We start from the raw sequence: 23,601 nt of genomic DNA, 5'->3' as shown, positions 1-23,601 counted from the left end.
ATATTGTCATATTTTAAGCTACTCGCCTTGAGCTTTTGCATATCCAGCTTTGCCGTCAAAATTATACAGATTTGAAGTTTGCGCAACTTCAATTTTCGCATCATTTAAGATTTTTAAGACTTCGATAATGTCGTTATTTACCATAAATTCTGATGTTTTGTGTATAATTCTGACCCTGAAATGATCGGAAGTAGTATATTTTGCAATAACACTTGGATAAACTTTAATTCCACGACAAGAAACGAGTTTTAGCTTAAAATCTGAGGATTTTAGTGCATTTTCAATCATTTTCCCAGTCTCATCAGCATTTGCCTGCAATGCAATAAAAACATCAACGCCAACAAGGGTTTTTTCTTCTGTATCCCTTGTGCCATCGTATTTTAAAGGCTCTGCCGTGCCAAGCATTATTTCATCTGGCCTTGCGTCAAATTCAAAATTTGCATAATCGCTGGACTTAAGTGTTGCTGGCTGTTTACCAAGGTTACTAACCACAGCTTTACCAAATTCAGCAGTAGAGACTTTTTGCTTACTTACTCCCTCTTTGTATATATCATGCGTGTGAACACCAGATTCTATCGTATAAAGCAAGGCATCACTTATCTTTTTTGCAACATCGCCTTGACCAAGGTGCGAAAGCATTAAAACTGCCGCATTAATTACAGCGGATGGATTTGCAATTCCTTGACCTGTAATTGTCGGCGCGGAGCCATGAATTGCCTCAAACATTGCGTATCTTTCGCCGATATTTGAGCTTCCAGCAAGCCCAACTGAGCCAGTAAGCTCTGCTGCGATATCTGAAATTATGTCGCCGTATAGGTTTAAGGTTACTATGACATCGAAAATCTCAGGTTTAGCCGCAACTCTTGCGCATCCAATGTCTATAATATAATGGTCTGTGCTAATTTGTGGGTACTCCTTTGCTATTTCATCGAAAGTCTTGTGGAAAAGCCCGTCACAGCCTTTCATTATATTGTCTTTCGTCATACATGTTACGTGTTTTCTTTTGTTTTTAACGGCATATTCAAAAGCGTATCGAATAATTTTTTCACAACCTTTTCTTGTGATAACTTTCATTGCATGAAAACAATTATGAGTTGCGCGATATTCAACGCCAGCGTACAAATCTTCCTCGTTTTCACGGATTATTACAAGGTCTATATCCTTAAATTTCGTTTCTATAAATGGATAATATGATATACATGGGCGAACATTTGCAAAAAGCCCCAGTGTTTTTCTAAGGGTTACATTAATGCTTTTATAGCCACCGCCTTGTGGTGTTGTAATTGGCCCTTTAAATAAGACTTTATTGCGTAAAATAGTTTCCCAAGCTTCGTCGGAAATGCCTGATTCATAGCCTTTTTGATAGAATTGTTCACCAACTTCAACAAATTCAAATTTCACCCTAGCACCTGAGTTTTTAAGAACATCAATTGCAACATCCATAATTTCTGGACCTATTCCATCACCCTTTGCAACTGAAATTGTTGGCCAGTCATTTTTTTCCTTTGTGTTGTTGATATATTCCATATTTCAAATTAATTATAGTAGATTATGTTTATAAATTTAAAATAAAAATCAAGAAGTTTTTTAAGATTTTAAAGAATTTAAAATTATTGAAGCAAGCTTCTCACTTGGCATTTCATTTGGTAGTTTCATTTTTTCAAGCTGTTCCAAGGTCTCAGATTGAAGTTCAAGAAACGAGTTTTTTTCGATAATTTTTCTAACTTGGTATGTAATGTTTATAACGGAACAATTATCTTGAATTAATTCTGGAATAATCATTTTTCCTGCCATTATGTTTATTAAATTAAAGAATTTTATACTAACAATTTTAGACATTATAATGTAAGATAGCCAATTTATTGAATAATAAACAATCACAGGGCGTAGTTTGGAAATAAATTGAAGTGTATTTGTTCCTGATTTGCAAATTGCAATATCGCATTTTTCAACAGCTTCATATATAGCGTTTGTATGAGATATGATGGTTATTTTTGCATTAGGGTTGTTAGTTTTGAAATATTTTTCTATAAATCGATGTAAATGCGGAAGTGTTGGAAGTATAAATTGATAGTCACGCTTGTCTATTTCAAATATCTCTATAGCATATGAAATCATTGGAATATATTTTTTGACTTCAGCTTCTCTTGAGCCAAGGGTTATTGCAATAGTTTTGATTGTTGGAACTTCTTCGGTTGCTTTTGGTAAATTTGCAAGCTCGTCTTCAATTGATATATTTCCAATAAAATGTGCTTTAAGACCTTCTTTTTCAAAATAAACAGGCTCAAATGGAAATAGGCAGCATATTTCATCAAAAATTTTGGCAAATTTGGCAGCTCTTTTTGGTTTATATGCCCAGACAGTTGGCGCAACAACATGTATAATTTTGCCTTTATATCCTTGTTTTCGTAGTTTTTTGACAACTGCAACGCAAAAACCTGGAGAGTCAAAAGTAACGATTAAATCTGGCTTTGTTTCGTTTATATGTTCAATAGTTTGATATATTCTTATTAATATTTTTGGCAAATGCTTTAAAATTTCAACGAAGCCAATTACAGATATATCTTTAATGTGAAAAATACTTTGAAAGCCTAGAGATTTCATCTTGCTGCCGCCAATTCCGGAAAAGGAGATTTCTTGAGTTTGAAGTTTTTTCATAAGCCTATAGGCAATGGCATCGCCAGATGGTTCACCTGCTATAAAAATTACTTTCTTCATATTTTTTTATAAAAAAGCTTGACTTATGTAATTATATTTTTCTAAAAATAAAGAAAAATTTTTTTCATCTATATGAAAGGTATAATTTTAGCAGGTGGAAGTGGAACAAGGCTTGCCCCTATGACGAAAGCTTTTTCTAAGCATTTATTGCCGGTTTATGACAAGCCGATGCTTTATTATCCGCTTTCAATACTTATGTTACTTGGAATTCGTGAAATTCACATGATAGCAACAAGCCACGATAAACCACTTTATGAAGAGCTTTTTGGCGATGGATCTCATCTTGGAATTTCGATACAATATGTAATTCAAGACAAGCCAAATGGCATTGCAGAGGCGTTTTTACTAACTTACGACGATCTTAAGGGCTCAAAAGTGTGCATGATGCTTGGAGACAATATATTTTATATACCAAATCATAAGGAATTCTTTGCAGATATTGTGAAAATGCAGTCTGGTGCTTATATTTTTGGCTATCAGGTAAGCGACCCAGAGCGTTATGGGGTGGTTGAAGTAGATGGTAATGGAAAGGCTTTAAGTATTGAAGAAAAGCCTCTAAATCCAAAATCAAATATAGCAGTTCCGGGGATGTATTTTTATGATGAAAAAGTTTTTGAATACGCAAAAAATCTTAAGCCATCTGATCGTGGAGAGCTTGAAATTACCGATATAAACAACATATATCTTTCAAATAAAGAGCTAAACGTTAAAGTGCTTGGAAGAAGCTCGATATGGCTTGATAGTGGAACATCTGATGCACTGCTTGAGTCTTCGCATTTAATTCAGTCAATTGAAAAGAGACATGCGACGAAAATTGCATGCCTTGAAGAAATTGCTGTAAATATGGGTTTTGTAGACAAGAAAACAATGAAAAAATGGGTTGAATCTACCAAAAGCAAGTCAAGTTATATGCAATATTTAAAAAATCTTGCAAGTAATTGGTAAAATAACTTGATTTTTGTTTTTTTTGGTTTCATAGTAGGGAAAATTGGTTTTATTTGATTTAAAATGAGCGATAATAAAAAGGAAAGCAGCAATCCTAATAGTAGCGAAAATAAAATTACCCTAAAAGCAGATGCTCTGAAAATTAATCTTGCAAAGCTTAACATGGATAAAATCAAGAATGCAATGAATAATTTTGATATTAATGGACAGCAGAAGAAAATTGCTGAAAAGAATAATGATAATATTTCAGGTAAAAAGCAAGAAATTTCAAGACAGATGTTTAATTTGAACATATCTACATCAAAAGAAAAGATGCAAAATGTTGAGAATGAAGCTCAAGAAAATGACTCTAGTGTAAATGACAACCCAAAGATAAGCCAAAGCACTCAGCGTGAACAGGATAGAGTTAATGGAAATCAAAGAAAAATTGACGAATATTATAAAGAAAAGAAAGCTGAAAATTACTTACAGCAGGGTAAAATGCGTAACATGAATCTTGTGACAGAGAAAAAGAAAAATACAGATGATGTGGCTATAAAAGCTGCTGACCCCTTGGCGCTAGATGCCTTGCCATATGGACAAAATACTCAAAGTAAAAAATTTACTCAACCGGCAAAGGGCAAAAATAATATCACAACTCACGCAGATGGCAAAAAAAAGAATTTAGAGGAAAAAAAGACTAAAATATCAAAAACGAACAATCGAGTGACAGAAATGATTGATAAATATGGAACTCGTATATTACAAAAGATTGAAAGTCAGGAAAGTGATTATTCCGATATTATAGATAGTGATGTATATAATGTATCAAAAGATGAAAATGCCGATGATACAGATGATGAAAAAAATAGCGCAAAAAATGATTATGTAATAACAGAAGAAGATATTACAAGAGACTATGAGAGATTTCTTGGAAAGGACTTATCATTTCGCAATATTGATGCCGAGCCGTTTAGACCTATGATTCAATATAAAAGGAATATAAGAAGAAGCTTTAAAAAATACGATGATGTTGTGCGAAACATTGAGCTTTCCGGTAATATTTCGGTTAGAGATTTAGCAGAGCTTATATCTGAAAAGGTTGGAGATGTTGTAAAAACTTTGATGAAAAATGGCATTACCGCTGGTATAAACGATGTTTTGGATATAGACACTGCAGAATTTATCGCAACTGAAATGGGGCATAATGTTGAAAGGGTAAAGGTTCAAAATATATACGAAAAACTGTTTTCTGAGCTTGCAGAAATAGAGCCAGAAGAAAGCAGAATTCCAATTGTTACAATAATGGGACACGTTGATCACGGAAAGACAACACTACTTGATGTAATTAGGAAATCCGATATTGCATCGCGCGAAAGTGGCGGAATTACTCAGCATATTGGTGCATATATGGTTGAGACAAAATCTCACAATAAAATTACATTTCTTGATACGCCAGGGCACGCCGCATTTACGGCAATGCGTAAGATGGGAAGCCGTATAACGGATATAGCGATTTTAGTGGTTGCGGCAGACGATGGCATTCAAAATCAAACAATTGAAGCAATAAAGCATATTCAAGCTGCAAAAATACCAATGATAGTTGCTATAAATAAGATAGATAAAGAAGATGCAAATGTTGATAGGGTTGTTCAAGATTTACTTCAACACAATGTTGTTGCGGAAAAATTTGGCGGTGATGTTGTTTGTGTTGAAATTTCGGCGAAAAACAATTTAAATATAGACAAATTACTGGATACAATCTCTCTTCATTCCGAAATGCTTAGTATAAAAACAGATACAAAAGCTAGAGCCTTTGGTCATGTGATTGAGGCAAAATTTGATAAAAATCGTGGGGCAATAGTCACTATTATACTAAAACACGGTACTTTAAAAATAGGAGATATTATAGTTGCAGGCACGGCTTATGCGAAAATAAAGGCGATAATTGACGATAAAGGCAATAGACTAAATACGCTAATTCCAGGCATTCCTGTTGAAATTTTCGGCTTTGAAAGCACTCCATCTTCATCATCTGATGTGTTTTATATAAAAGATGAAAAAGATGCAAGAGGGTATAACGAAATAGTAAAAGAAATGGAAAAAACAAGTATTATTACTTCAAATCGGATGAGTTTTGATGACTTGAAAACGGTTAAAAAAGATGTAAATTTCATCATCAAGGCTGATGCTTTTGGGTCTCTTGAGGCAATTTGCTTGATGATTTCGCAAGTTTCCCACCCTGAATTAAACATAAAAGTGATGCAAAAAGGTACCGGATCTGTAACGGAATCAGATGCAAATCTTGCAAAATCGATAAACGCACACATACTTTGTTTTAATGTAACACCTGACGCAAGGGCGAAAGTTGTGATACAAAAAGAAGGTCTAAAATGCGAAAATTTCAGTATTATATATCATTTATTTGATAAAGTGAAAGAAATAGCATCTGGCTATCTTGCAAGAACAAGAATAGAGACATTAATAGGAAAGGCGGTTGTAAGGCAAGTTTTTACCTCTGGAAAAGACGAATTGGTTGCGGGTTGTATGATGGAAAGCGGCGTTGCTGTTCGTGGCTGTTTTGCAAAGGTATTGCGAGGATCTGAGCAGATTGGCATTAGCAATATTAAAACCATTCGTAGATTTAAAGATGATGTTAAAGAAGTTAGCACTGGTCATGAGTGTGGAATACAATTGGCATCAAATGTGAAATTTGAAATTGGCGACTTAATTGAATTTTATGAAGAAAAATTTGAAACACAAAGTCTCAATATTAGTTAGTATTTTTTATATAAAACTAAGAAATACTTTTTATAAATGTAAATTGTTCATTGTGTTTTGCGTTGTTAAGTCATGCAAGATATTTGGTTTTTACAAGTTAAAGCAAATAAGATATATTAGATTTCTTGATAATAACTTTAGTGTAAGGCTGCGTTTTGCTATTTCTTTTGCATTTTTTCTTTTTTTGATTTTAAATATATCATTATTTTTGGTATGTAATTTGCCAGTTAAAAATTCTGCATATAAAAAGTGGCTTCATGCAGATGATGAGCATCCAAGAATTGTCGATAGAAATGGAGAAATTTTGGCGCAGGATATTAATTCATATGATTTATATTTTAGGCCTTATAATGTATTAAATATTGAAAATGAGTTATTAAAAATCTCGGAAATATTACCACGGGTAAAATCAAGGTATAAGAAAATACTTGAAAAATCGATGGAAAAAAAGGGGAGCAAAAATACATCAATATTAATACAATTTGGCATTTCAGATAGGGAGAGAAAAAAATTACTTGAAAATGGTGTTATAGGGCTTGAATTTCAGGTTAAAAAAACAAGATATTATATACATGGATCGCTTTTTTCACATATTATAGGACTAATATCAGATGACGGCAAGGGTGTTTCTGGAATTGAAAAATCAATTTCACAAGGCAAAATAAAACCAGATGAAAATGGCTTTGTTAATTTATCTGTAAACTTGCAAATTCAAAGGATATTACATACAATTTTAACCGATACAATGAAGACAAATGAGGCAAAAGGGGCATTTGGAATGATTGCCGATGTAAAAACTGGGGAGATTATAGCGGCATCAAGTCTTCCGGATTACAATCCAAACGATAAAAGTTCTATGACTTTCGATAGGGCGTTTAATAAATTTTCCCTTGGCGTTTATGAATTTGGTTCAATTTTCAAATTAATAAATACAGCTCTTGCTCTTGAAAACGGCTTACCAACGAGTAAAGTTTATACTATAAAAGATGATCTTGAGTTAAATGGCTATAAGATTACAGACTTTGTGAAAAGAAGAGATGTTATGACCCTTGAAGAAGTTGTGATGTATTCATCTAATATTGGATCTGGAAAGATAGCACTTGAAATTGGACATGATAAACAAAGAGAGTTTTTTTATAATCTTGGCTTTGGCGAAAAAATGAATCTTGAAATTCCGGAAAATGGTGGATTTTTAATGCCTCAAAAGCAAAATTGGCATGGAATTACTTCTGTTACATTATCTTATGGGCATGGAATAGCAATTACTCAAGCACATTTGCTTCGCGCTATGATTTCGATTTTAAATAATGGCAAATTCACAAATTTAACCCTTTTAAAAAATGGCAATAATGTTATACTTGATAAAAGCATCATATCTCAAGAGACATCGAGTAAAATGCTATCTATAATGAGGAAAATAGTGCAATTTGGTGCGGCGAAAAGCTTAAAATCGCCACATTACGACATAGGCGGAAAAAGCGGAACAGCTATTAAATTGCTCAATAAAGGCGGGTATTCAAAAGAGAAAAACTTGCTTTCGATTTTTGCAGCCTTTCCGATGAGTGATCCAAAATATGCAATGGTTATAAGCCTTGATGAGCCAAAATGGAGCGCGGAAAGAAGACTTTCGCTAACTGGCGGTGGAACACTTGGAAGGGCAACGAGTGGTTTAATCGAGCAGATGGGTCTTTTTCTGAAAATTCCAAAAATGCAGCAATCGGAAAGGGATATTATAAGCACGGAAAGATTAATTTACGAAATTGAAAATCGATAATTGAGACAGCATTTTGAAGCCAAAGCAAAGCATTGAAATTCCCATGCAAAGGTTAATTTTGCTGAAGTATTTATTGATAAATTTTTGTGCAAATGATACAAAAAATGCAACAAATATAAACCAAACTAGCTCTATTGCGTTAAATACTGTTATATGGAGGTATATATATTTCATATCTTTGCCATAAAAACTGAATAATTTGGTAAAAATTATAGTGTAAAAAATTCCAACTCCAGTGTTTAAAATTGTGCCCAAAAATCCATATTTAAAAAATGAAAGTTTTGTTTTATATTCTTCATTTTTCTGATTTTTTTCAATTCTTGAATGACGATTTTTAATAATCTTACAACCAATGTAAAATACAAATATAATCGATAAAATTTGCATAATATAAAAGGATGTTTGATGCTCCAAAAAAAGACCCGATATGCCAAATGCACAGACAAAAAGCCATATTGTAACACCAAATGTAACTCCAAGTGCAGTCAAAATTCCAGCAATTCTGCCGTTTTCCATTGTATTTGCTGCCGTCATTAAAAAGTTTGGTCCAGGGCTAATTACACCAACCATACAAAGCAATAAAACCTCGATAAATAGTGCGAAATTCATAATAATGCGATAATTTTAAAGCTGCAATAACCAGATAGTAAAAATGCAAGAATTAGTACTAAATATGCGGTTTTCTCGACTGTTTTTAGGTTAAAGCCCATGGCAAAAGACCAAAATAAAAACCTAATTCCATTTAAGGCGTGGTAGAAAAATCCAAGCAGTGTAATAAAAATTAGAGAAAAAATGAAGTATTTAAAATACACACAAGATTGTGTTAAGTTTTGAAAATTTTGCAATATTTCTAAGACTCCATCGTGGTTTTTTGTTGTTTTTTCAACTCCGATAGAAAATAAGATTGCAAATAGTAAAAATACCACAAACAAACCAATGCCACTTAATCTGTGCAATATGGAAAATACCGATGTAATCTGCCATTTATATATTGAAAGATGCGGAGATGTAGGTCTGTTGTGCATAATTTTTCACTAATTACTTGCATATTAAAAACAAATTATTTAATAATCAAATACTAATTTTGAAAATATGAAAAATTTTTTAGAAAAAAGTCAAATTTCAAGTGAAATGAAGGCGGAAATTGCTAGTCTGGATGCCGATTTTTCCGAAATTCTTGAAAAAATGAAAGAAATATCCGATAATATTGTCATAACGCACGAAATTCGCCCTAAAATCCTTGGAAAAGACGGAATTATTACGAAATTAATGGGATTTATTCGCACAATTGACGCACAGGTTAAAAAAGAATATGCGCAAATTGCAAATGAAATGAAAAACTTTGCGGAGGCTCAAATTTTATCAAAAATGAATGAAATTGAAGCAAAAGAAATGGAAAATAAGCTAAAAAATGACAAAATTGACGAAACTTTGCCGTCAATTAACAAAAAAACTGGAAGCCTGCATATTATCACAAAAACATCGGATGAAATCATAAAAATCCTAGGTAAATTCGGCTTTATTTTGTATGATGGGCCGGAAATTGACACATGTGATAATAATTTCACAAAATTAAATATTCCAGAAAGCCATCCGGCAAGGCAAATGCACGATACTTTCTATATAAATTCGGAAAATGGCGAAAAAAATACTGATTATATCTTGCGAACGCATACATCAAATGTGCAAATTCACGCTATGAATAAGGAAAAATCGCCGATTCGCGGCATATCTTTTGGCAAGGTTTTTAGATTCGACAGCGACGCAACGCACAGCCCAATGTTTCATCAAATCGAGTGCTTTTGCGTTGACGAAAATGTGACCATGGCCAATATGATTTTCACGATAAACGCTATGCTTTCTGACTTTTTTGAGACAGATGTAAAGGTGCGTTTACGCCCAAGTTTTTTCCCTTTTACATCACCTTCTGCCGAAATTGATATACCTTATGTAAAGCTTGAAAATGGTATAAAAATTCAGGAATCATCGACATTTTTAGAAATTGGGGGCTGTGGAATGATACATGACGAGGTGCTTAAAAACTGCAATATTGACGAGAAAAAATATCAAGGTTTTGCCTTTGGCTTTGGCGTAGATCGCATGGCGATGCTAAAATATGGCGCGCCGGACATTAGAAAATTCTATAATACATCGATGTTTTGGATGAAAAATTACAATTTTAATCATTTTGATGTATGATATTAAAAGTTGAAAAAGATTATGATAACGCGCGATTTGATAGGTATTTAAAGGAAAAAATTGGCCTGACGCACGGTCTGATTTGCAAATTTACACGCAATGGTTTTATCAAAAAAAATGGGAAAAAGTCTGATTTTAACGCAAGAATTTCCTGTAATGATGAGATTTTTATTTCAGATTTAGTCGCCATTTCTGAAAAAAGCGAAAAAAGCAAATTGCCAACTGAAGAAATGATTGAAATTGTGAGAAAATCAATAATTTTTGAAAATGACGAGATTTTTCTCATCGACAAACCATATGGATTTGCCGTTCAAGATGGCGATGGCATTGATTTTTCTTTAATTGAAGTGTTAAAATGTATCGATAAAAGCGCAAAAATAGTCCACAGACTTGACAAAAACACAAGCGGAATAATGATATTTGCAAAAGGAAAGCAGGCTGCAGATAAATTTTCGCGTTTTTTCCGCGAAAGAGTGGTAAAAAAGACCTATATTGCAGTTTTAGATGGCATTTTACCTCAAAAATCCGGTAAAATCGCGACAAGAATTGAAAAAATTGCAGGAAATGAGTCCCTTGCAAAAAATGTTGAAACTGGCGGAGATTTGGCTGTTAGCGAATACGAAGTTTTGGCAACAATTAATAAAGAAAGTGTGGTAATTAATGAGGAAAATGAAATGGCGAGCGAGTTTGTCTTTTGTAACAACTACGATGGGTATAAAAGACCTTTAACAATAGCGATTTTTCGCCCAATTACGGGCAGAATTCATCAAATTCGCTTGCACGCGCTATCGCTTAACGCACCGATTTTAGGCGATGAAAAGTACAATAAACGATATGAAAAAGGGCAAAAATTACAGCTTTTATCGTATAATATTTGCATTGAGAACGTAGATTATCTGCCTGCAAAAAAGCCAAAAATCCCAGTACACATGAAGGTTTTTTTCACAATGAATTAATGTAGTTACAAGCGTACTTTTAACTTAGAGGTTGAATTTTTTGCAAAGTTTGATATAAGGGTTATTGAATTTTAATGTATTATTTTATTTTTTTCTTGATTATTATTTTTTTACGGTAAAAATTTTTGCTGTTTTTTATTTTTGTGATTAAAACTGCCACTTTAGGCTTTCCATGTATAGGTGAAAATATGGAATTAATAGATGCAATAAATAACTTTTTAAGTAGCAAAATTAGTGAAACCGAGTTATATAAGATTGGAAGAAAAATAAGAAGAGATAATTTACAGCTACAACAAGATATAGGAATTGACATAATACCTGTAAATGACTTTACATGGCATGATAATGTATGGGATATGAGCGTTATGATAGGCAATATTCCAAATAGATATTATTGGGAAGGTGGTGAAGTTCCGTCGGATATATATTTTGCACCTATAGTTGGACATAGGAAGGATAAATTTGAAGTTCCTGGAATGGAATGCAGATCGTGGTTTAATACTAGGTTGTTTTATACGGTTCCTGAGTTGCAGGATGTAACGGATTTTGCAATTTCAGATAACAAGGTAATGCAACATTTTATTGAGGCAAAGGAAATGAATATAATACCAAGACCTGTTATTCTTGGTCCAATTAGCTATATATTGCTTAGCAAGGTCTATGATGCTGATGATGAAGATTGTACTGAGATTGACACGCAAAGAACACTAGCGGAGATAATAGAAGTTTATAAAGCTATATTTGTTAATCTAAGAAGAATAGGAACAAAAGAGATTCAAATTGATGAACCATTTTTGTCTACAGATTTACCAAGCGTTTATCAAGATTTATACAAAACAACATATGAGAAAATTGCGAGTATGATTGGTGATATAAAGATAACTTTGACAACCGGATTTGGGTATATTGGCAGTAATGCTGATATGATTTTTTCGCTTCCGGTTGATTGTGTGCATTTAAATCTTTCAAATTACGAGTCACAAATTGATTATATAGTTAAAAATAAGACAGAAAAAGAAATATCTCTTGGGCTAGTTGATGGGTCAAATGTTTTTATAAATGATATTGAAAAATCAGTAGAAATTGCAAAGACGGTATCTGATTATTGCAGTGGAATACATATTGCAACATCATCTGGGCTTTTTGAATCGCCTTTGAATATAGCGCTTGATAAAAAAGATCAGGTATATAGTAAATATCTTGCATCAGCAAAGGATAAATTAAAAGAATTAGTGCTAATAAAAGATTGCCTTAATGGTGATAATGATGCTATCAAAGAGGCAAAATCTAGGTCGAAATTATTAGCTAAAATAAAGGAAGAGATATCTTTTACCGATAAAAAAATAGATAAATATGCTAGGGGTGATAGAAAAGAAAGATTAGATTTGCAGAAAAATAAGATGAATTTATCGCATTTTCCAATTATTCCGCTTGCCATGTTGCCAAATTTTGTTGCTGAAAAAAAGAAAAATGCCGATCACAATATTTTAAATTTAGCAAATGATGCACTAAAAAAGCAAAACAATTTGGGATTTGACATAGTTACAACTGGTGAATATGATAGAGACTCGGAATATTTTGATTATTTTGTAAATTTCCTCAATGGAAAGGTTATTAATACAACTGATGGCTTCATTAAAACCTACTGCAACAAATATGAGAAGCCGCCAATTTTATTTGGTGATTTTAGTTTTGAAAAGAATGCAGAAATGTTTTCATTACTTTCAAGTGTAGTTGAAAATACAGAAAAGCCGGTAAAATATCGTGTTATAGGCCCAGTTACTGCATTTCACAGATCTTATATACTTTGTAAAAATGAATATAAAAATGAATATTTAGCAACACTTTCTGTTGCGATATCGGAAATTGCAAATTTAGCGGTATCACATGGTGCGAAGGTTATCCAAATTGATGAGCATAATATACTTGAGGTCATGCCAACTAGAATAACCGAATATACGCCACTTTTAAGCGGACTTGGGGTGTATATAAAAAATATTTATGCAAAATTTAAAGATGAAATTCAGGTTCATTTATACATAACAAATTCAAATATATTTACATATATTGACGACCTTGACAATCTTGACATAGATGTATTGCTGCTTGAGTCATCAAAATCGGGGCATGATGTGGTGAAAAATTTATCTGGGTATAAATATCAAGGCGATATTGCAATTGGGCTTTTTGACCCAAATTCAATATACACTCCAAGCCTTAAAGACTTGCAAAATACACTCAAAACTGCAATTAGAACATTTGATATAGAAAAACTCTGGATCACGTATGATGATAATTTTGTAAAAAACAGCGATTCTTTTGTAAAAACAATGCTCAATATAAAAGACGCCGTTTTTGTTTTAAGGTCTAAATTTGATAATTAGATTTCTTCCAAAAGGACGGAAATGTTTTGGTTTTATTGACTTTAATAAAAATGATACAAGATTATATTAATATATTATTTTCTTTATGCAGATTTTAAATACAATATCATTAAAAGATAAAAAAATTTCTGAGATAAATGTGCAGGATATAATTAAAAATGACCCATCGGTACTAGGTTTTGGAAAATTAGTGAGCAAAGATTTTGAGCGAATTACAGATTTTGGCAGAATTGATTTAATTTTAGCAGATAACACAGACGAAGACATTGAAATTCGCTATATCGTAGAAATCCAACTTGGCGAAATGGACACATCACATATCATTAGAGCGATTGAATACTGGGAAGATCAACGAAGAAAGTTCCCATCAATAATTCATTTTCCAGTTATTATAGCAGAAAAAGTAACTGGCAGATATTTTAATGTAATTAACCTTTTTAGACAGCATAAAATTCCTATTAGCATTATAGAAATCAATGCTTTTGATATAAGTGGTCAAATTGGTGTAAATTTCAATACAATTTTTGGTCCACAATTTGAAAATGATGATAAAGACGCTATAGTTGTTGATAGAAATTTTTGGCAGGAAAAAAGTAATAAAGAGAATTTAATATTAATGGATGAGATTTTTGTAAAATTAAAAAGCGAAATTACTGAAAATATCGCACTCAAGTATAATAAAAATTATATTGGAATTACACTAAATAACACTCCATTTAATTTTATCTGCTTTCGTCCGAAAAAGAGTTTTGTAAAGTTACAATTCTGTAAAATTTTTACAGATGAAATGAAGCAATTTTTTCAAAATAACAAAGTTGAATTAGTTGGCTATCAAGAAATTCGTATTACAAAAAATCATATTGAAAACATAGATATTTGCAATAAAATCATTGATATTTGCAAGCAAAATTACAACTCTTAAACAAAATCTATGCCATAAGTTTGCACGCTTCGTGCAAAATCAAACTCCAAATTTGACGCTTTAACTACTTATCCCTCATCCCAAGTTTTTTGCATTCATCTTTAGATAGCTTTTCGCGTATTTCGCCTTCGGTGTAAATTCCAAGTTCGCGAAGTTGTTTTGCAAAAGGCACAGATGGCGCTTGCATCATCAAGTCTTCCGCAGAGCCGTTAAGCGGGAATGCTATTACCTCGCGAATGTTTTCGCTGTCGGTAAGAAGCATAATCATGCGGTCAATTCCCGGGGCAATGCCGCCATGAGGTGGAACACCGTATTTAAATGCGTTTACCATGCCGCCGAATTTTTCATCCACAACAGACTTGTCGTATCCGCAGATTTCAAAGGCTTTATACATAATTTCCGCTTTGTGATTTCTTATCGCGCCGCTTGAAAGCTCAATTCCGTTGCACACTATGTCGTATTGGCTGGCTTCGATTTTGCAGAGGTCTTGCTCTTTTATGCCGTCAAAAATTATATCAATTAATGCTTTTTGAGCGATTTTTGCGTTTTTTTCATCCATTTTATCAACCAGAAAGCCAAGCTCCAATTCTTTTGTTGATTTGTGAAAGTTTATAGGTTCGTTCGACAAAATTTCGATTTTCGTGCCAAAGATCTCAGAGCAAAATTCAGAATCTGATTTATTACCACGAGCGTCAAATAATTGATTATATCTTGCATGAAAATTTGAAAGATTTTCAACAATTTTCTTATAATCGTGGCTATTTTTGTTTAATTTCTGTAACTCTTCGGAATCAATATAAACGCATAAACCTTGATTTTTATAAGGTTTAATCTTGACAATATTTACCCTATCAGCCAAAATCAAATCCTCAAGACTGCACTTCGGCATTGAAAATGGGTTGTGCGAAAAGTCAATTTTCTTTTCATCTTCGTTGTATTCAAAATATGGGAAGTCAACAATCCAAGCGAATTTAAAGATATTATCATCGATTAATCCTAGCTTTTTTGCAACCTTAGTGCGAACTAGCCCTGCAATTTTATTTGCAAAAGTCTCTTTTCCACAGGCAAAGAAAACCGCGTCTCCGTCTTTGAAATTACCGGCTTTGCGAACTTTTTCGATCAATTCCTTAAAGCCAGTTTCGTCGATTTCATCGCCATCTTTCGTGATTTTATAGGCATTGCGAATTGGGCAAGGTTTAACGCTGCCACCGTCAAAAATCAAATATGCAATACCGAATTGCGCGCCGTTTTGCTTTGCAAATTCCTGCATTTCAGTCTTAAAAAACTCAGTTGCCTGCTTATGATTTGGCACAGGAATTGCGCGAACTACTTCGCCTTTTGAAACGCTATCTGCAAAAACCTTAAACTTCGAGCCGGCAAAAATCTCACTTGCATCAAAATTCTCAATTGGATTACGTAAATCTGGTTTATCAGAGCCATATTTTAGCATGGAATCTTTGTATTTTATGCGTGGAAATGGGAACTCAGCGATTTTTTTCTTTCCAAAAGTCGTGAAAACATCGTACATAAGTTTTTCAATTGGCGCAAAAACATCATCTTGCTCGACAAAAGACATCTCAACATCAAGTTGATAAAACTCACCTGGTGCGCGATCTGCCCTTGCGTCTTCATCGCGAAAACACGGCGCAATTTGGAAATATCTGTCAAAACCAGACACCATTAATAGTTGTTTAAATTGCTGAGGGGCTTGCGGAAGAGCATAAAATTTTCCGTGATGAATACGCGATGGAACAAGGAAATCTCTTGCCCCTTCAGGCGAAGATGCAGTAAGTATCGGGGTTTGAAACTCTTGAAAGCCCATATCCCACATTTTATCGCGAATAAATTTAATAACCTTGCCACGAAACAATATAGAGTCGTGTAATTTTTGACGACGAAGGTCTAAAAACCTATATTTTAAGCGACTTTCTTCACCAACGCTCTCATCGGAATTAACCTGAAATGGCAAAACTTCCGCGCGACTTTCGATATTTACACTTTCAAGCAAAACCTCAATTTCTCCCGTTGGAATCGAGGAATTTAATGCTTCCATCGAGCGCTTTACAACCTTTCCAGTAACGGAAATTACAGATTCGGTGGATATTTTTGAAAAATCTTCAGCTTTAAGTGGACAAAGTTGCTCATCAATAACAAGCTGAGTAATGCCGTAATTATCACGCAAATCTATAAATAAAACCCCGCCATGATCGCGTTTATTGTGTACCCAGCCTGCAAGTTTCACGATTTCACCGTCATTCTTTGCACGCAAACACGCACAAGTATAGTTTCTATATACAGATTTTAAGTAATCAGTGGACATATTTATATTCTTTTTTACAAGGGTAAAAATTCTTTTTCAAATGTCAAGAATAATCTACAAAATACAACAAATTTATGGTTAATAATGAGATAAAATTGTACTTTTGTTTATCAAAGTCAATTATTTATCGCTATCCAGGCCGATTGCATCAGCGAAGCCGCCTTGCGCTCTACTTTCGTATTTCATGTTTATGTACGCAATATCGCCTTGTTTAATTTTCATGAAGTCTTGCTCATTTTTTACAACAAGCCAAGCTGATTTATCGTCGATTTGATCTGATACATAAACGGAATTTACTGGTATTGATTTTTCTTTGTTGTCATCTTGAATTCGTGCAATGGAAACTTTTTGCCCCATTTTTAATCCATTTTCATATCCAACATCTATTTTAAAGATTGCTGAGCCATTAATGACTCTTTTTTCTTGAACAACTCCGTAGACTTTTATGGTATTTAAAACATCTGGTAAAACTTTATCAACGCAGCGCAAAATAGCTCTTTTCATAGCAATTCCATCGTTTGTCATAGCGGCATAAGTTCCACTTGGGACTTTTCTTTCGGCTTTGGTGTTGCAATACAGCTCTTTAACGGGTTGCAAGCTTGGTAATTCAACTATTTTAATTGATGCATCTACGTTCACAACGCTTGTCGGAAGTGAAAGTGGGTCATTTCCCTTTCCGTCATTTGCAACCCTTGCCATAACTCCAGCCCAGTTTGTTGATGTTGATTGAGAAAAAGCTGCAGAATTAATTTTCCCGGTAATTGCATAATCTGCAATTTGAGGTCCGGTAAATGATGTTGTTGAGCTATTCATTTCGTGCAATTTAATTTCATCTTTCAATTTTTCTATTAATTTTCTATCTTCAACTTTGGCATATTTATTTTCCACAAGAGCCTTTTCAATGAGATTTGAAAGTGTTTGTCCAACTTGATTTTTGGATGAATATTCGCCAGATTCATCAAATGGAATTACTATAATTGACTTTTTCTTAGATACAGGATTTGAGGCATCAGATGATGAAGTTTTAACTGTTTTGTATTGCTCGAAATTTTTAATTTTATAAGATGTGCAGCCGCAAACTGTAAAAAGTATAGATAAAACAAGTAATTTTTTCATTTTAATAATCTCATTGCTCCCAATTTTAAAAATTAGAAAATAAAAAGCAAGAAAAAAATGGATTTTTATTTTTTGTTATATATAATATCTCAAATAGTTTATAAAATCTTGAAAACACCTGAGTTTTTTTACAAAAATATTGGCACAATTTCCATAGCATTAATGCCGCTATCGATTTTATATAGCCTAATTTATATAATTTTGTATTATTATAAGCGTTTTTTTTGCAGTAAAACGCTAGATATTAACGCAAAAATTATATGCGTTGGAAATTTGACTTTAGGTGGCAGTGGAAAGACGGAAATATGCCTTTCAATCGGCAGAATTTTAAACGATGCAGGATGTAAATTTTGTTATCTTACCAAAGGATATGGAAGGAAGAGTATAGACAATTTATCGATTGCCAAAGGCTTTTTGACGGATGATTATGAAAAATATGGAGACGAGCCGATACTGCTTGCAGAAGTTGCTGATACATATATTTTTCGTGATAGAATCGAGTTTTTGTTATCAAATGAGGCTAAAAATTATGACTACATAATAATGGATGACGGGCTACATGATAATCGCTTTAAAAAAGACATTACAATAGCTCTTTTTGACGAGAAATACCTCGATGGCAACGGGCAAATTGTGCCATCTGGACCAAAAAGATGTCCATATTTTTTATATAGCAAAAAAATTGACTATATAATATATACAAATTCCTTTTATAACAAAAGATCTGCTTCAATTGAAAGCATATTACAGCCAAAAAGTGTATTTTTTTCAAAAATATTACATAAAAATAAAATAGCAAATGGAGATTACATTGCTTTTTCTGGTCTTGGAATTAACGAAAAATTTTTTTCATATCTTGAGAAAAATAACATTAAAATTGTAAAGAAAATAAGTTTTGCTGACCATTTTGCGTATAAAGAAAGTGATTTTGAGAAATTAATTGACATTCAAAAAACCATGAAATGTCAAGGAATTATCACGACTTCTAAAGATTTTGTAAAAATTTCTGAAAAATTTCGTAAATACTTTGTTGAATTTAAAATTTTTCATGTTATAGAGAGTTTTGATATTGAAGTGAAAAAGATAATTTCATAAGATATTTTATGTTTGATTGTTTGATAAATGTAAATGTTTAATAAAGTTTTAACAAAAATTAATGGCTTTTTAGCTAAAGATTTGGGTATAGATCTTGGTACGGCAAATGTTGTAATATATGAAAAGGGATCGGGAATTAAGTTAAATCAGCCATCTACTGTCGCACTTTTAAATAATGGCGGATCCAGCGTTCCCTATTTATTTGGCGATGTTGCAAAGTCAATGATAGGAAGGTCTCCTGCAAATATTAAGATAGTTAGGCCAATGAAAGATGGCGCAATTGCAGATTTTTATGTTGTAGAAGAAATGATTCGCTACTTTGTATCTGAAGTGATGGGTGGATGGAAATTAACACGCCCAAATCTTGTAATATGCGTGCCGTATGATTCAACAATAACTGAGAGAATTGCCTTGCAGGAGGCTGCTTTAAAGGCTGGAGCAAAGGATGTTTTTTTAGTTTTTGAGCCTATAGTTGCTGCAATTGGTGCAAATCTTCCAATCGGCGACCACTCTGGGTCGATGGTAATTGATATTGGCGGTGGAACATCTGAAATAGCCGTAATATCGCTAAGTGGAATAGTCACTGGTAAGTCATTAAAAATTGCCGGAGATAAATTTACCGATGCAATAATCAAATATGTAAAAACTAAATTTAATTTACTTATAGGGTTATCAACTGCCGAAATGACAAAAGAGAAAATTGGATCTGCATATGTTTCAAAGAATGAACCTGAGAGATCTATTACAATTACTGGTAGAGATATAGCAACTGGAATACCAAAATCAATTGAGATTAGGGAAGAAGATATAACAATTGCTATATCTGATTTAATTGTAGAGCTTGTTCGTGCTGTGAAAGATGTTCTTGACTCAGTTCCGCCGGAATTATCGTCTGATATACACGAAAGAGGTATTATTTTAACAGGTGGCTCATCGCAAATTAGAAATCTTGACAAGGTTTTATCAGATATTATAGATTGTCCGGTTTTCCTTGCACAAACTCCGTTACTATGTGTTGCAAAAGGGCTTGGAAAAATACTTGACAATTTCAATTTATACTCTAACGTGTTATTTAAGCAGTTTTAATCTATGACTAATATATTATCAATTCGAGATTTGTCAAAATCATTTTACAATGGGGAAAAAGTGGTTCTGGACAAAAATAGCCTTGAAATTAAAAATGGTCAAATATTTGGCCTAGTTGGTTTAAACGGGATTGGTAAAACAACCATGATTAAAATGATTATCGGGCTTTTAGATATAGATGAAGGTGAGATTTTTGTAGATGGCATTGATTGTGATGACTTTGCTGTAAAACAAAAGTTTTGCTATCTTCCTGAAAAATTTCAACCATCGCAACATCTAACTGGAATTGAGTTTTTGGATGTATTTTGTAGTTTTTTTGGAAAAAGAGTCTCGATTGATGAGGCATCGCAAATGTGCAATGCTATAGAGCTTGATAAAGAGGTTTTATATATGCCAACTTCGCAGTGCTCGAAAGGAATGGGGCAAAAACTTGGTTTGATATCTGCATTTTTATCAAATGCTCCACTATTGATTTTAGATGAGCCAATGAGTGGGCTTGATCCAAAAGCAAGAATTGCCGTGAAAGAAATAATGAAAAATTATGTTAAAAATGGCGATAAATCTATATTTTTCTCTTCTCATATACTTGCAGATATAGATGAAATATGTCACGAGATAGCAATTTTAAATGATACAAAAATTATTTTTAATGGAACTTGCGATAATTTTAAAAAACAACAAGGAAATGAAAATCTTGAAAGAGCATTTTTATCGGCTATAACGAAAACTACAGCTAAATAGCGGGGTAGGGTGTATTTGTATCATTATTCTTGCATTTTATTTTTCAATATATATTGTCTTTTGAATTTTGTTATTTTCGTGGCTAAAAAGCTTGTTATAGTTGAGTCTCCTGCAAAATCTAAGACTATTACGAAATATCTTGGGTCTGATTACGCCGTTCTTGCGTCATTTGGACATGTAAGAGATCTACCGTCGCAAAATGGATCTGTTGAGCCAAAAAGTAATTTTAAGATGAATTACCAAATTAAGGATACATCACAAAAGCATGTGACGGCAATAGTTAAAGCCGCAAAGGAAGCTGAGATTGTATATATGGCATCGGATCAGGATCGTGAAGGGGAGGCAATTGCATGGAATTTGGCTGAAATTTTGCGTGAAAAGAAGCTAAAAACCGAGATAAAACGGGCAACTTTTACTGAAATTACCGAAAAAGCTGTAAAAGATGGGATAAAAAATGCGCGTGATATAGACTATCACTTGGTTGATGCGCAGCAAGCAAGGCTTTCGCTTGACTATCTTGTTGGGTTTCATTTATCACCTGTACTTTGGAAAAAGCTACCGGGAAGCAGGTCAGCAGGGCGTGTGCAGTCCGTTGCGCTTCGCTTAATTGTTGAGCGTGAAAAGGAAATTAGAGCTTTTGTTCCAAGTGAATATTGGTCCCTGCAGGCAACGCTAAATAGTGCTAACAATGAGGAATTTTTGTCAAAAGTTATAAGTTTTGAAGGAAAGAAGCTTTCAAATGCTTTCCCAAAAAATGAGAAAGATGCAAGTAAAATACAAGAATATCTTGAAAATGCGAAAACATTAATTGCTCGTGAAATTGAGTCAAAAGATGCAAAACGCAACCCATTTGCGCCGTTTAATACTGCATCTCTTCAGCAAGATGCTTCAAATAAACTTGGTTTTTCAACAGATCGAACCATGAAAACAGCGCAGAAATTATACGAAGGTATAGAAATTGGCTCAGGCACTCGTGGGTTAATTACCTATATGAGAACAGATGGAACAACTCTTTCAAAAGACGCAGTAGAGTCAATTCGTGAGTATATTGTATCCCAGTTTGGTGATAAATATTTACCAAAAAGCCCTAGGATTTATAAAACAAAAACGAAAAATGCACAGGAAGCGCATGAGGCAATTCGCCCAACTGACATTAGTCTTTCGCCTGAAAAAATTGGAAAATATTTAAGTTCTGATGAGCTAAAGCTTTATGAATTAATTTGGAAAAGAACTCTTGCATGTCAAATGAGTGAGGCAATTTTCCTTCGCCAGTCTATAGATTTAAGCGATAAAGCAGATAAAGTTATGCTTCGTGCAAATGGAAATGTGCTGAAATTTGATGGCTTTTTAAAGGCTTACTCTGTGCAAATTGATGAAGATGGTGACGGCAGCTTACTTCCTGATATTAAAATTGGGGACGAGGTAAATATCCTTATGCCAATTGAGAAAAAACAGCATTTTACAGCAGCAAAACCAAGATATACCGAGGCAAGTTTGGTAAAAGATCTTGAAGAACTTGGCATTGGTCGCCCGTCGACTTATGCAACAATAATCAAGACTTTACAAGACAGGGAGTATGTTCATATTGATAAGCGTCAGTTTGTTCCTGATTTAAAAGGCGTGGTTGTCACTAGCTTTTTAAAGGGATTTTTTACAAAATATGTTGAGTATGAGTTCACAGCCGGCCTTGAAGAAGAGCTTGATATAATTTCAGATGGAAAGCTTGAGAAATTGAAGTTTTTGAGGAATTTCTGGGATGAATTTGATGCAAAAGTTGCCGATTCTATGGAAAAAGATCCATCAATTATTTCAAGTGAAATAGCAAAATTTATGCAGGAATATATGTTTTCCGGCACGCATGCAGATGAAAAGCAATGCCTTCATTGTAAAAGCAAGAATATCGATATAAAAACAGGGAAATTTGGGGTTTACGTCAAATGTCTTGATTGCGATCAAAACAATTCGATTGATAAATACATAGCTGGAATGGTGATTACGGAAGATGGTGAGCAAAAACCTTCGGCTGCGTCTGGAACTTTGGTTGGAAAAGATGAAAAAGGCAATGAGATTTTCTACAAAACTGGTAAATTTGGTCCTTATTTTGAGGCAATTCAAGATGGCAAAGCAAAGCGTGCGTCAATTCCTGCTTTTATTCCAGAGGTAAGCCTTGAAAATGCCTTATTTTTACTTTCACTGCCAAAGGTTATAGGAAAGTTTGAAGACAAGCCAATTTCAATTGGAATAGGGAAATTTGGTCCATATGTGCTTTATAATGGCGAATATATTTCAATTGTGGAAAAGGAAAAAACTGCGACTCTAACCCAAAAAGAAGCAATTCATATAATTCAAAACAAGCCTGAGAAAAAATCACGCTTTGCAAAAGCAGATGGCACGACGAGGGAGAAGAAAACCAGGGAACTTGGCGAGCATCCAAAGACAAAAAAGCAAATCTTAGTTGGCAAAAGCCGCTATGGAGTATACGCCCTTTACATGAAAAAATTCTACACTATCAAAGGCATTGAAAACGCAGAAGACGCAACCCTTGAAGATGCTATAAATGCGATTGATAATGGGTAGTTTTTTAA

At 33.5% G+C, this 23,601-nt stretch carries 16 protein-coding genes and 2 pseudogenes; 11 read left to right on the top strand and 7 right to left on the bottom strand.

Translation table 11 applies throughout. The features are described 5' to 3' along the window. Window positions 1-18: 18 nt before the first annotated feature. Both deia_RS03260 and deia_RS03255 read right to left on the bottom strand, forming a co-directional pair. Window positions 19-1,527, bottom strand: coding sequence for an NADP-dependent isocitrate dehydrogenase (locus tag deia_RS03260; RefSeq protein ID WP_146820733.1), 1,509 nt, complete (start codon window positions 1,525-1,527; stop codon window positions 19-21). Between the two features lie 60 nt (window positions 1,528-1,587). Next, window positions 1,588-2,718: a lipid-A-disaccharide synthase gene (locus tag deia_RS03255; protein ID WP_146820732.1), complete on the bottom strand. Its 1,131-nt coding sequence runs from the start codon at window positions 2,716-2,718 to the stop codon at window positions 1,588-1,590. Between the two features lie 72 nt (window positions 2,719-2,790). Between deia_RS03255 and rfbA the strand changes: the two genes are divergently transcribed. The 3 genes from rfbA (at window position 2,791) to deia_RS03240 (ending at window position 8,197) form a co-directional block, all read left to right on the top strand. Continuing rightward, window positions 2,791-3,663 carry a glucose-1-phosphate thymidylyltransferase RfbA gene (gene rfbA / locus deia_RS03250; RefSeq protein WP_146820731.1) on the top strand — a complete coding sequence of 291 codons (873 nt, stop codon included), beginning with the start codon at window positions 2,791-2,793 and terminating at the stop codon, window positions 3,661-3,663. A gap of 63 nt (window positions 3,664-3,726) precedes the next feature. Beyond that, complete coding sequence (infB, locus tag deia_RS03245) at window positions 3,727-6,423, top strand: translation initiation factor IF-2 (protein WP_146820730.1); 2,697 nt, start codon at window positions 3,727-3,729, stop codon at window positions 6,421-6,423. Window positions 6,424-6,643: 220 nt separating this feature from the next. Beyond that, on the top strand, window positions 6,644-8,197 hold the full coding sequence (locus deia_RS03240) for a peptidoglycan D,D-transpeptidase FtsI family protein (RefSeq protein ID WP_161982835.1): 1,554 nt from the start codon (window positions 6,644-6,646) through the stop codon (window positions 8,195-8,197). Here deia_RS03240 and deia_RS03235 read toward each other — a convergent pair. Beyond that, entirely contained in the window at window positions 8,171-8,806 is a 636-nt protein-coding gene (locus deia_RS03235; RefSeq protein WP_146820728.1) for a LysE family translocator, read from the bottom strand. The genes deia_RS03240 and deia_RS03235 overlap by 27 nt on opposite strands. Further along, window positions 8,803-9,222, bottom strand: a complete 420-nt coding sequence (sdhC, locus tag deia_RS03230) for a succinate dehydrogenase, cytochrome b556 subunit (protein ID WP_146820727.1) — start codon at window positions 9,220-9,222, stop codon at window positions 8,803-8,805. The genes deia_RS03235 and sdhC overlap by 4 nt, the downstream gene beginning before the upstream one ends. 67 nt (window positions 9,223-9,289) lie before the next feature. Between sdhC and pheS the strand changes: the two genes are divergently transcribed. The 4 genes from pheS to deia_RS03210 all read left to right on the top strand — a co-directional run bounded on the left by pheS (window position 9,290) and on the right by deia_RS03210 (window position 14,658). Next, window positions 9,290-10,396 (top strand): phenylalanine--tRNA ligase subunit alpha, encoded by a 1,107-nt coding sequence (pheS, locus tag deia_RS03225; protein ID WP_146820726.1) that lies wholly within the window; start codon window positions 9,290-9,292, stop codon window positions 10,394-10,396. After that, window positions 10,393-11,352, top strand: a complete 960-nt coding sequence (locus deia_RS03220) for an RluA family pseudouridine synthase (protein ID WP_146820725.1) — start codon at window positions 10,393-10,395, stop codon at window positions 11,350-11,352. Before pheS ends, deia_RS03220 begins: the two co-directional genes overlap by 4 nt. Window positions 11,353-11,495: 143 nt before the next feature. Then, window positions 11,496-13,736 (top strand): hypothetical protein, encoded by a 2,241-nt coding sequence (locus tag deia_RS03215; RefSeq protein WP_146820724.1) that lies wholly within the window; start codon window positions 11,496-11,498, stop codon window positions 13,734-13,736. An 85-nt stretch (window positions 13,737-13,821) separates the two neighbouring features. Next, the gene (locus tag deia_RS03210) at window positions 13,822-14,658 is read left to right on the top strand and encodes a hypothetical protein (RefSeq protein WP_146820723.1); all 837 of its coding nucleotides are present in this window, start codon (window positions 13,822-13,824) and stop codon (window positions 14,656-14,658) included. Between the two features lie 64 nt (window positions 14,659-14,722). Here the strand turns inward: deia_RS03210 and deia_RS05880 are convergent. The 3 genes and pseudogenes from deia_RS05880 to deia_RS03200 form a co-directional block, all read right to left on the bottom strand. After that, window positions 14,723-15,208, bottom strand: a pseudogene (locus deia_RS05880) (amino acid--tRNA ligase-related protein); the annotation flags it as partial. Between the two features lie 318 nt (window positions 15,209-15,526). Continuing rightward, window positions 15,527-16,978, bottom strand: a pseudogene (aspS, locus tag deia_RS05875) (aspartate--tRNA ligase); the annotation flags it as partial. A 120-nt stretch (window positions 16,979-17,098) separates the two neighbouring features. After that, window positions 17,099-18,094, bottom strand: a complete 996-nt coding sequence (locus deia_RS03200; RefSeq protein WP_146820721.1) for a hypothetical protein — start codon at window positions 18,092-18,094, stop codon at window positions 17,099-17,101. Between the two features lie 72 nt (window positions 18,095-18,166). Here deia_RS03200 and lpxK point away from each other — a divergent pair, with 72 nt between their 5' ends. Genes lpxK through topA form a run of 4 tightly spaced genes read left to right on the top strand, consistent with a single transcriptional unit; the run spans window position 18,167 to window position 23,593 of the window. After that, on the top strand, window positions 18,167-19,189 hold the full coding sequence (gene lpxK, locus deia_RS03195; protein ID WP_222912618.1) for a tetraacyldisaccharide 4'-kinase: 1,023 nt from the start codon (window positions 18,167-18,169) through the stop codon (window positions 19,187-19,189). A 33-nt stretch (window positions 19,190-19,222) separates the two neighbouring features. Next, the gene (gene mreB / locus deia_RS03190; protein WP_146820719.1) at window positions 19,223-20,275 is read left to right on the top strand and encodes a rod shape-determining protein; all 1,053 of its coding nucleotides are present in this window, start codon (window positions 19,223-19,225) and stop codon (window positions 20,273-20,275) included. A gap of 3 nt (window positions 20,276-20,278) precedes the next feature. Next, on the top strand, window positions 20,279-21,016 hold the full coding sequence (locus deia_RS03185; protein WP_146820718.1) for an ABC transporter ATP-binding protein: 738 nt from the start codon (window positions 20,279-20,281) through the stop codon (window positions 21,014-21,016). A 60-nt stretch (window positions 21,017-21,076) separates the two neighbouring features. Continuing rightward, window positions 21,077-23,593: a type I DNA topoisomerase gene (gene topA / locus deia_RS03180; protein WP_161982833.1), complete on the top strand. Its 2,517-nt coding sequence runs from the start codon at window positions 21,077-21,079 to the stop codon at window positions 23,591-23,593. Window positions 23,594-23,601: the final 8 nt, after the last annotated feature.

Source organism: Candidatus Deianiraea vastatrix, from assembly GCF_007993655.1.
Classification (GTDB): domain Bacteria; phylum Pseudomonadota; class Alphaproteobacteria; order Rickettsiales; family Deianiraeaceae; genus Deianiraea; species Deianiraea vastatrix.
Note: the sequence above shows the minus strand (reverse complement) of the source record. Positions and strands in the feature narration are given on the sequence as shown.

Coding starts and splice junctions, on each gene's coding strand:
- deia_RS03260 (WP_146820733.1), bottom strand. CDS start 1,527: ATGGAATATATCAACAACACAAAGGAAAAAAATGACTGGCCAACAATT.
- deia_RS03255 (WP_146820732.1), bottom strand. CDS start 2,718: ATGAAGAAAGTAATTTTTATAGCAGGTGAACCATCTGGCGATGCCATT.
- rfbA (WP_146820731.1), top strand. CDS start 2,791: ATGAAAGGTATAATTTTAGCAGGTGGAAGTGGAACAAGGCTTGCCCCT.
- infB (WP_146820730.1), top strand. CDS start 3,727: ATGAGCGATAATAAAAAGGAAAGCAGCAATCCTAATAGTAGCGAAAAT.
- deia_RS03235 (WP_146820728.1), bottom strand. CDS start 8,806: ATGAATTTCGCACTATTTATCGAGGTTTTATTGCTTTGTATGGTTGGT.
- sdhC (WP_146820727.1), bottom strand. CDS start 9,222: ATGCACAACAGACCTACATCTCCGCATCTTTCAATATATAAATGGCAG.
- pheS (WP_146820726.1), top strand. CDS start 9,290: ATGAAAAATTTTTTAGAAAAAAGTCAAATTTCAAGTGAAATGAAGGCG.
- deia_RS03220 (WP_146820725.1), top strand. CDS start 10,393: ATGATATTAAAAGTTGAAAAAGATTATGATAACGCGCGATTTGATAGG.
- deia_RS03210 (WP_146820723.1), top strand. CDS start 13,822: ATGCAGATTTTAAATACAATATCATTAAAAGATAAAAAAATTTCTGAG.
- deia_RS03200 (WP_146820721.1), bottom strand. CDS start 18,094: ATGAAAAAATTACTTGTTTTATCTATACTTTTTACAGTTTGCGGCTGC.
- mreB (WP_146820719.1), top strand. CDS start 19,223: ATGTTTAATAAAGTTTTAACAAAAATTAATGGCTTTTTAGCTAAAGAT.
- deia_RS03185 (WP_146820718.1), top strand. CDS start 20,279: ATGACTAATATATTATCAATTCGAGATTTGTCAAAATCATTTTACAAT.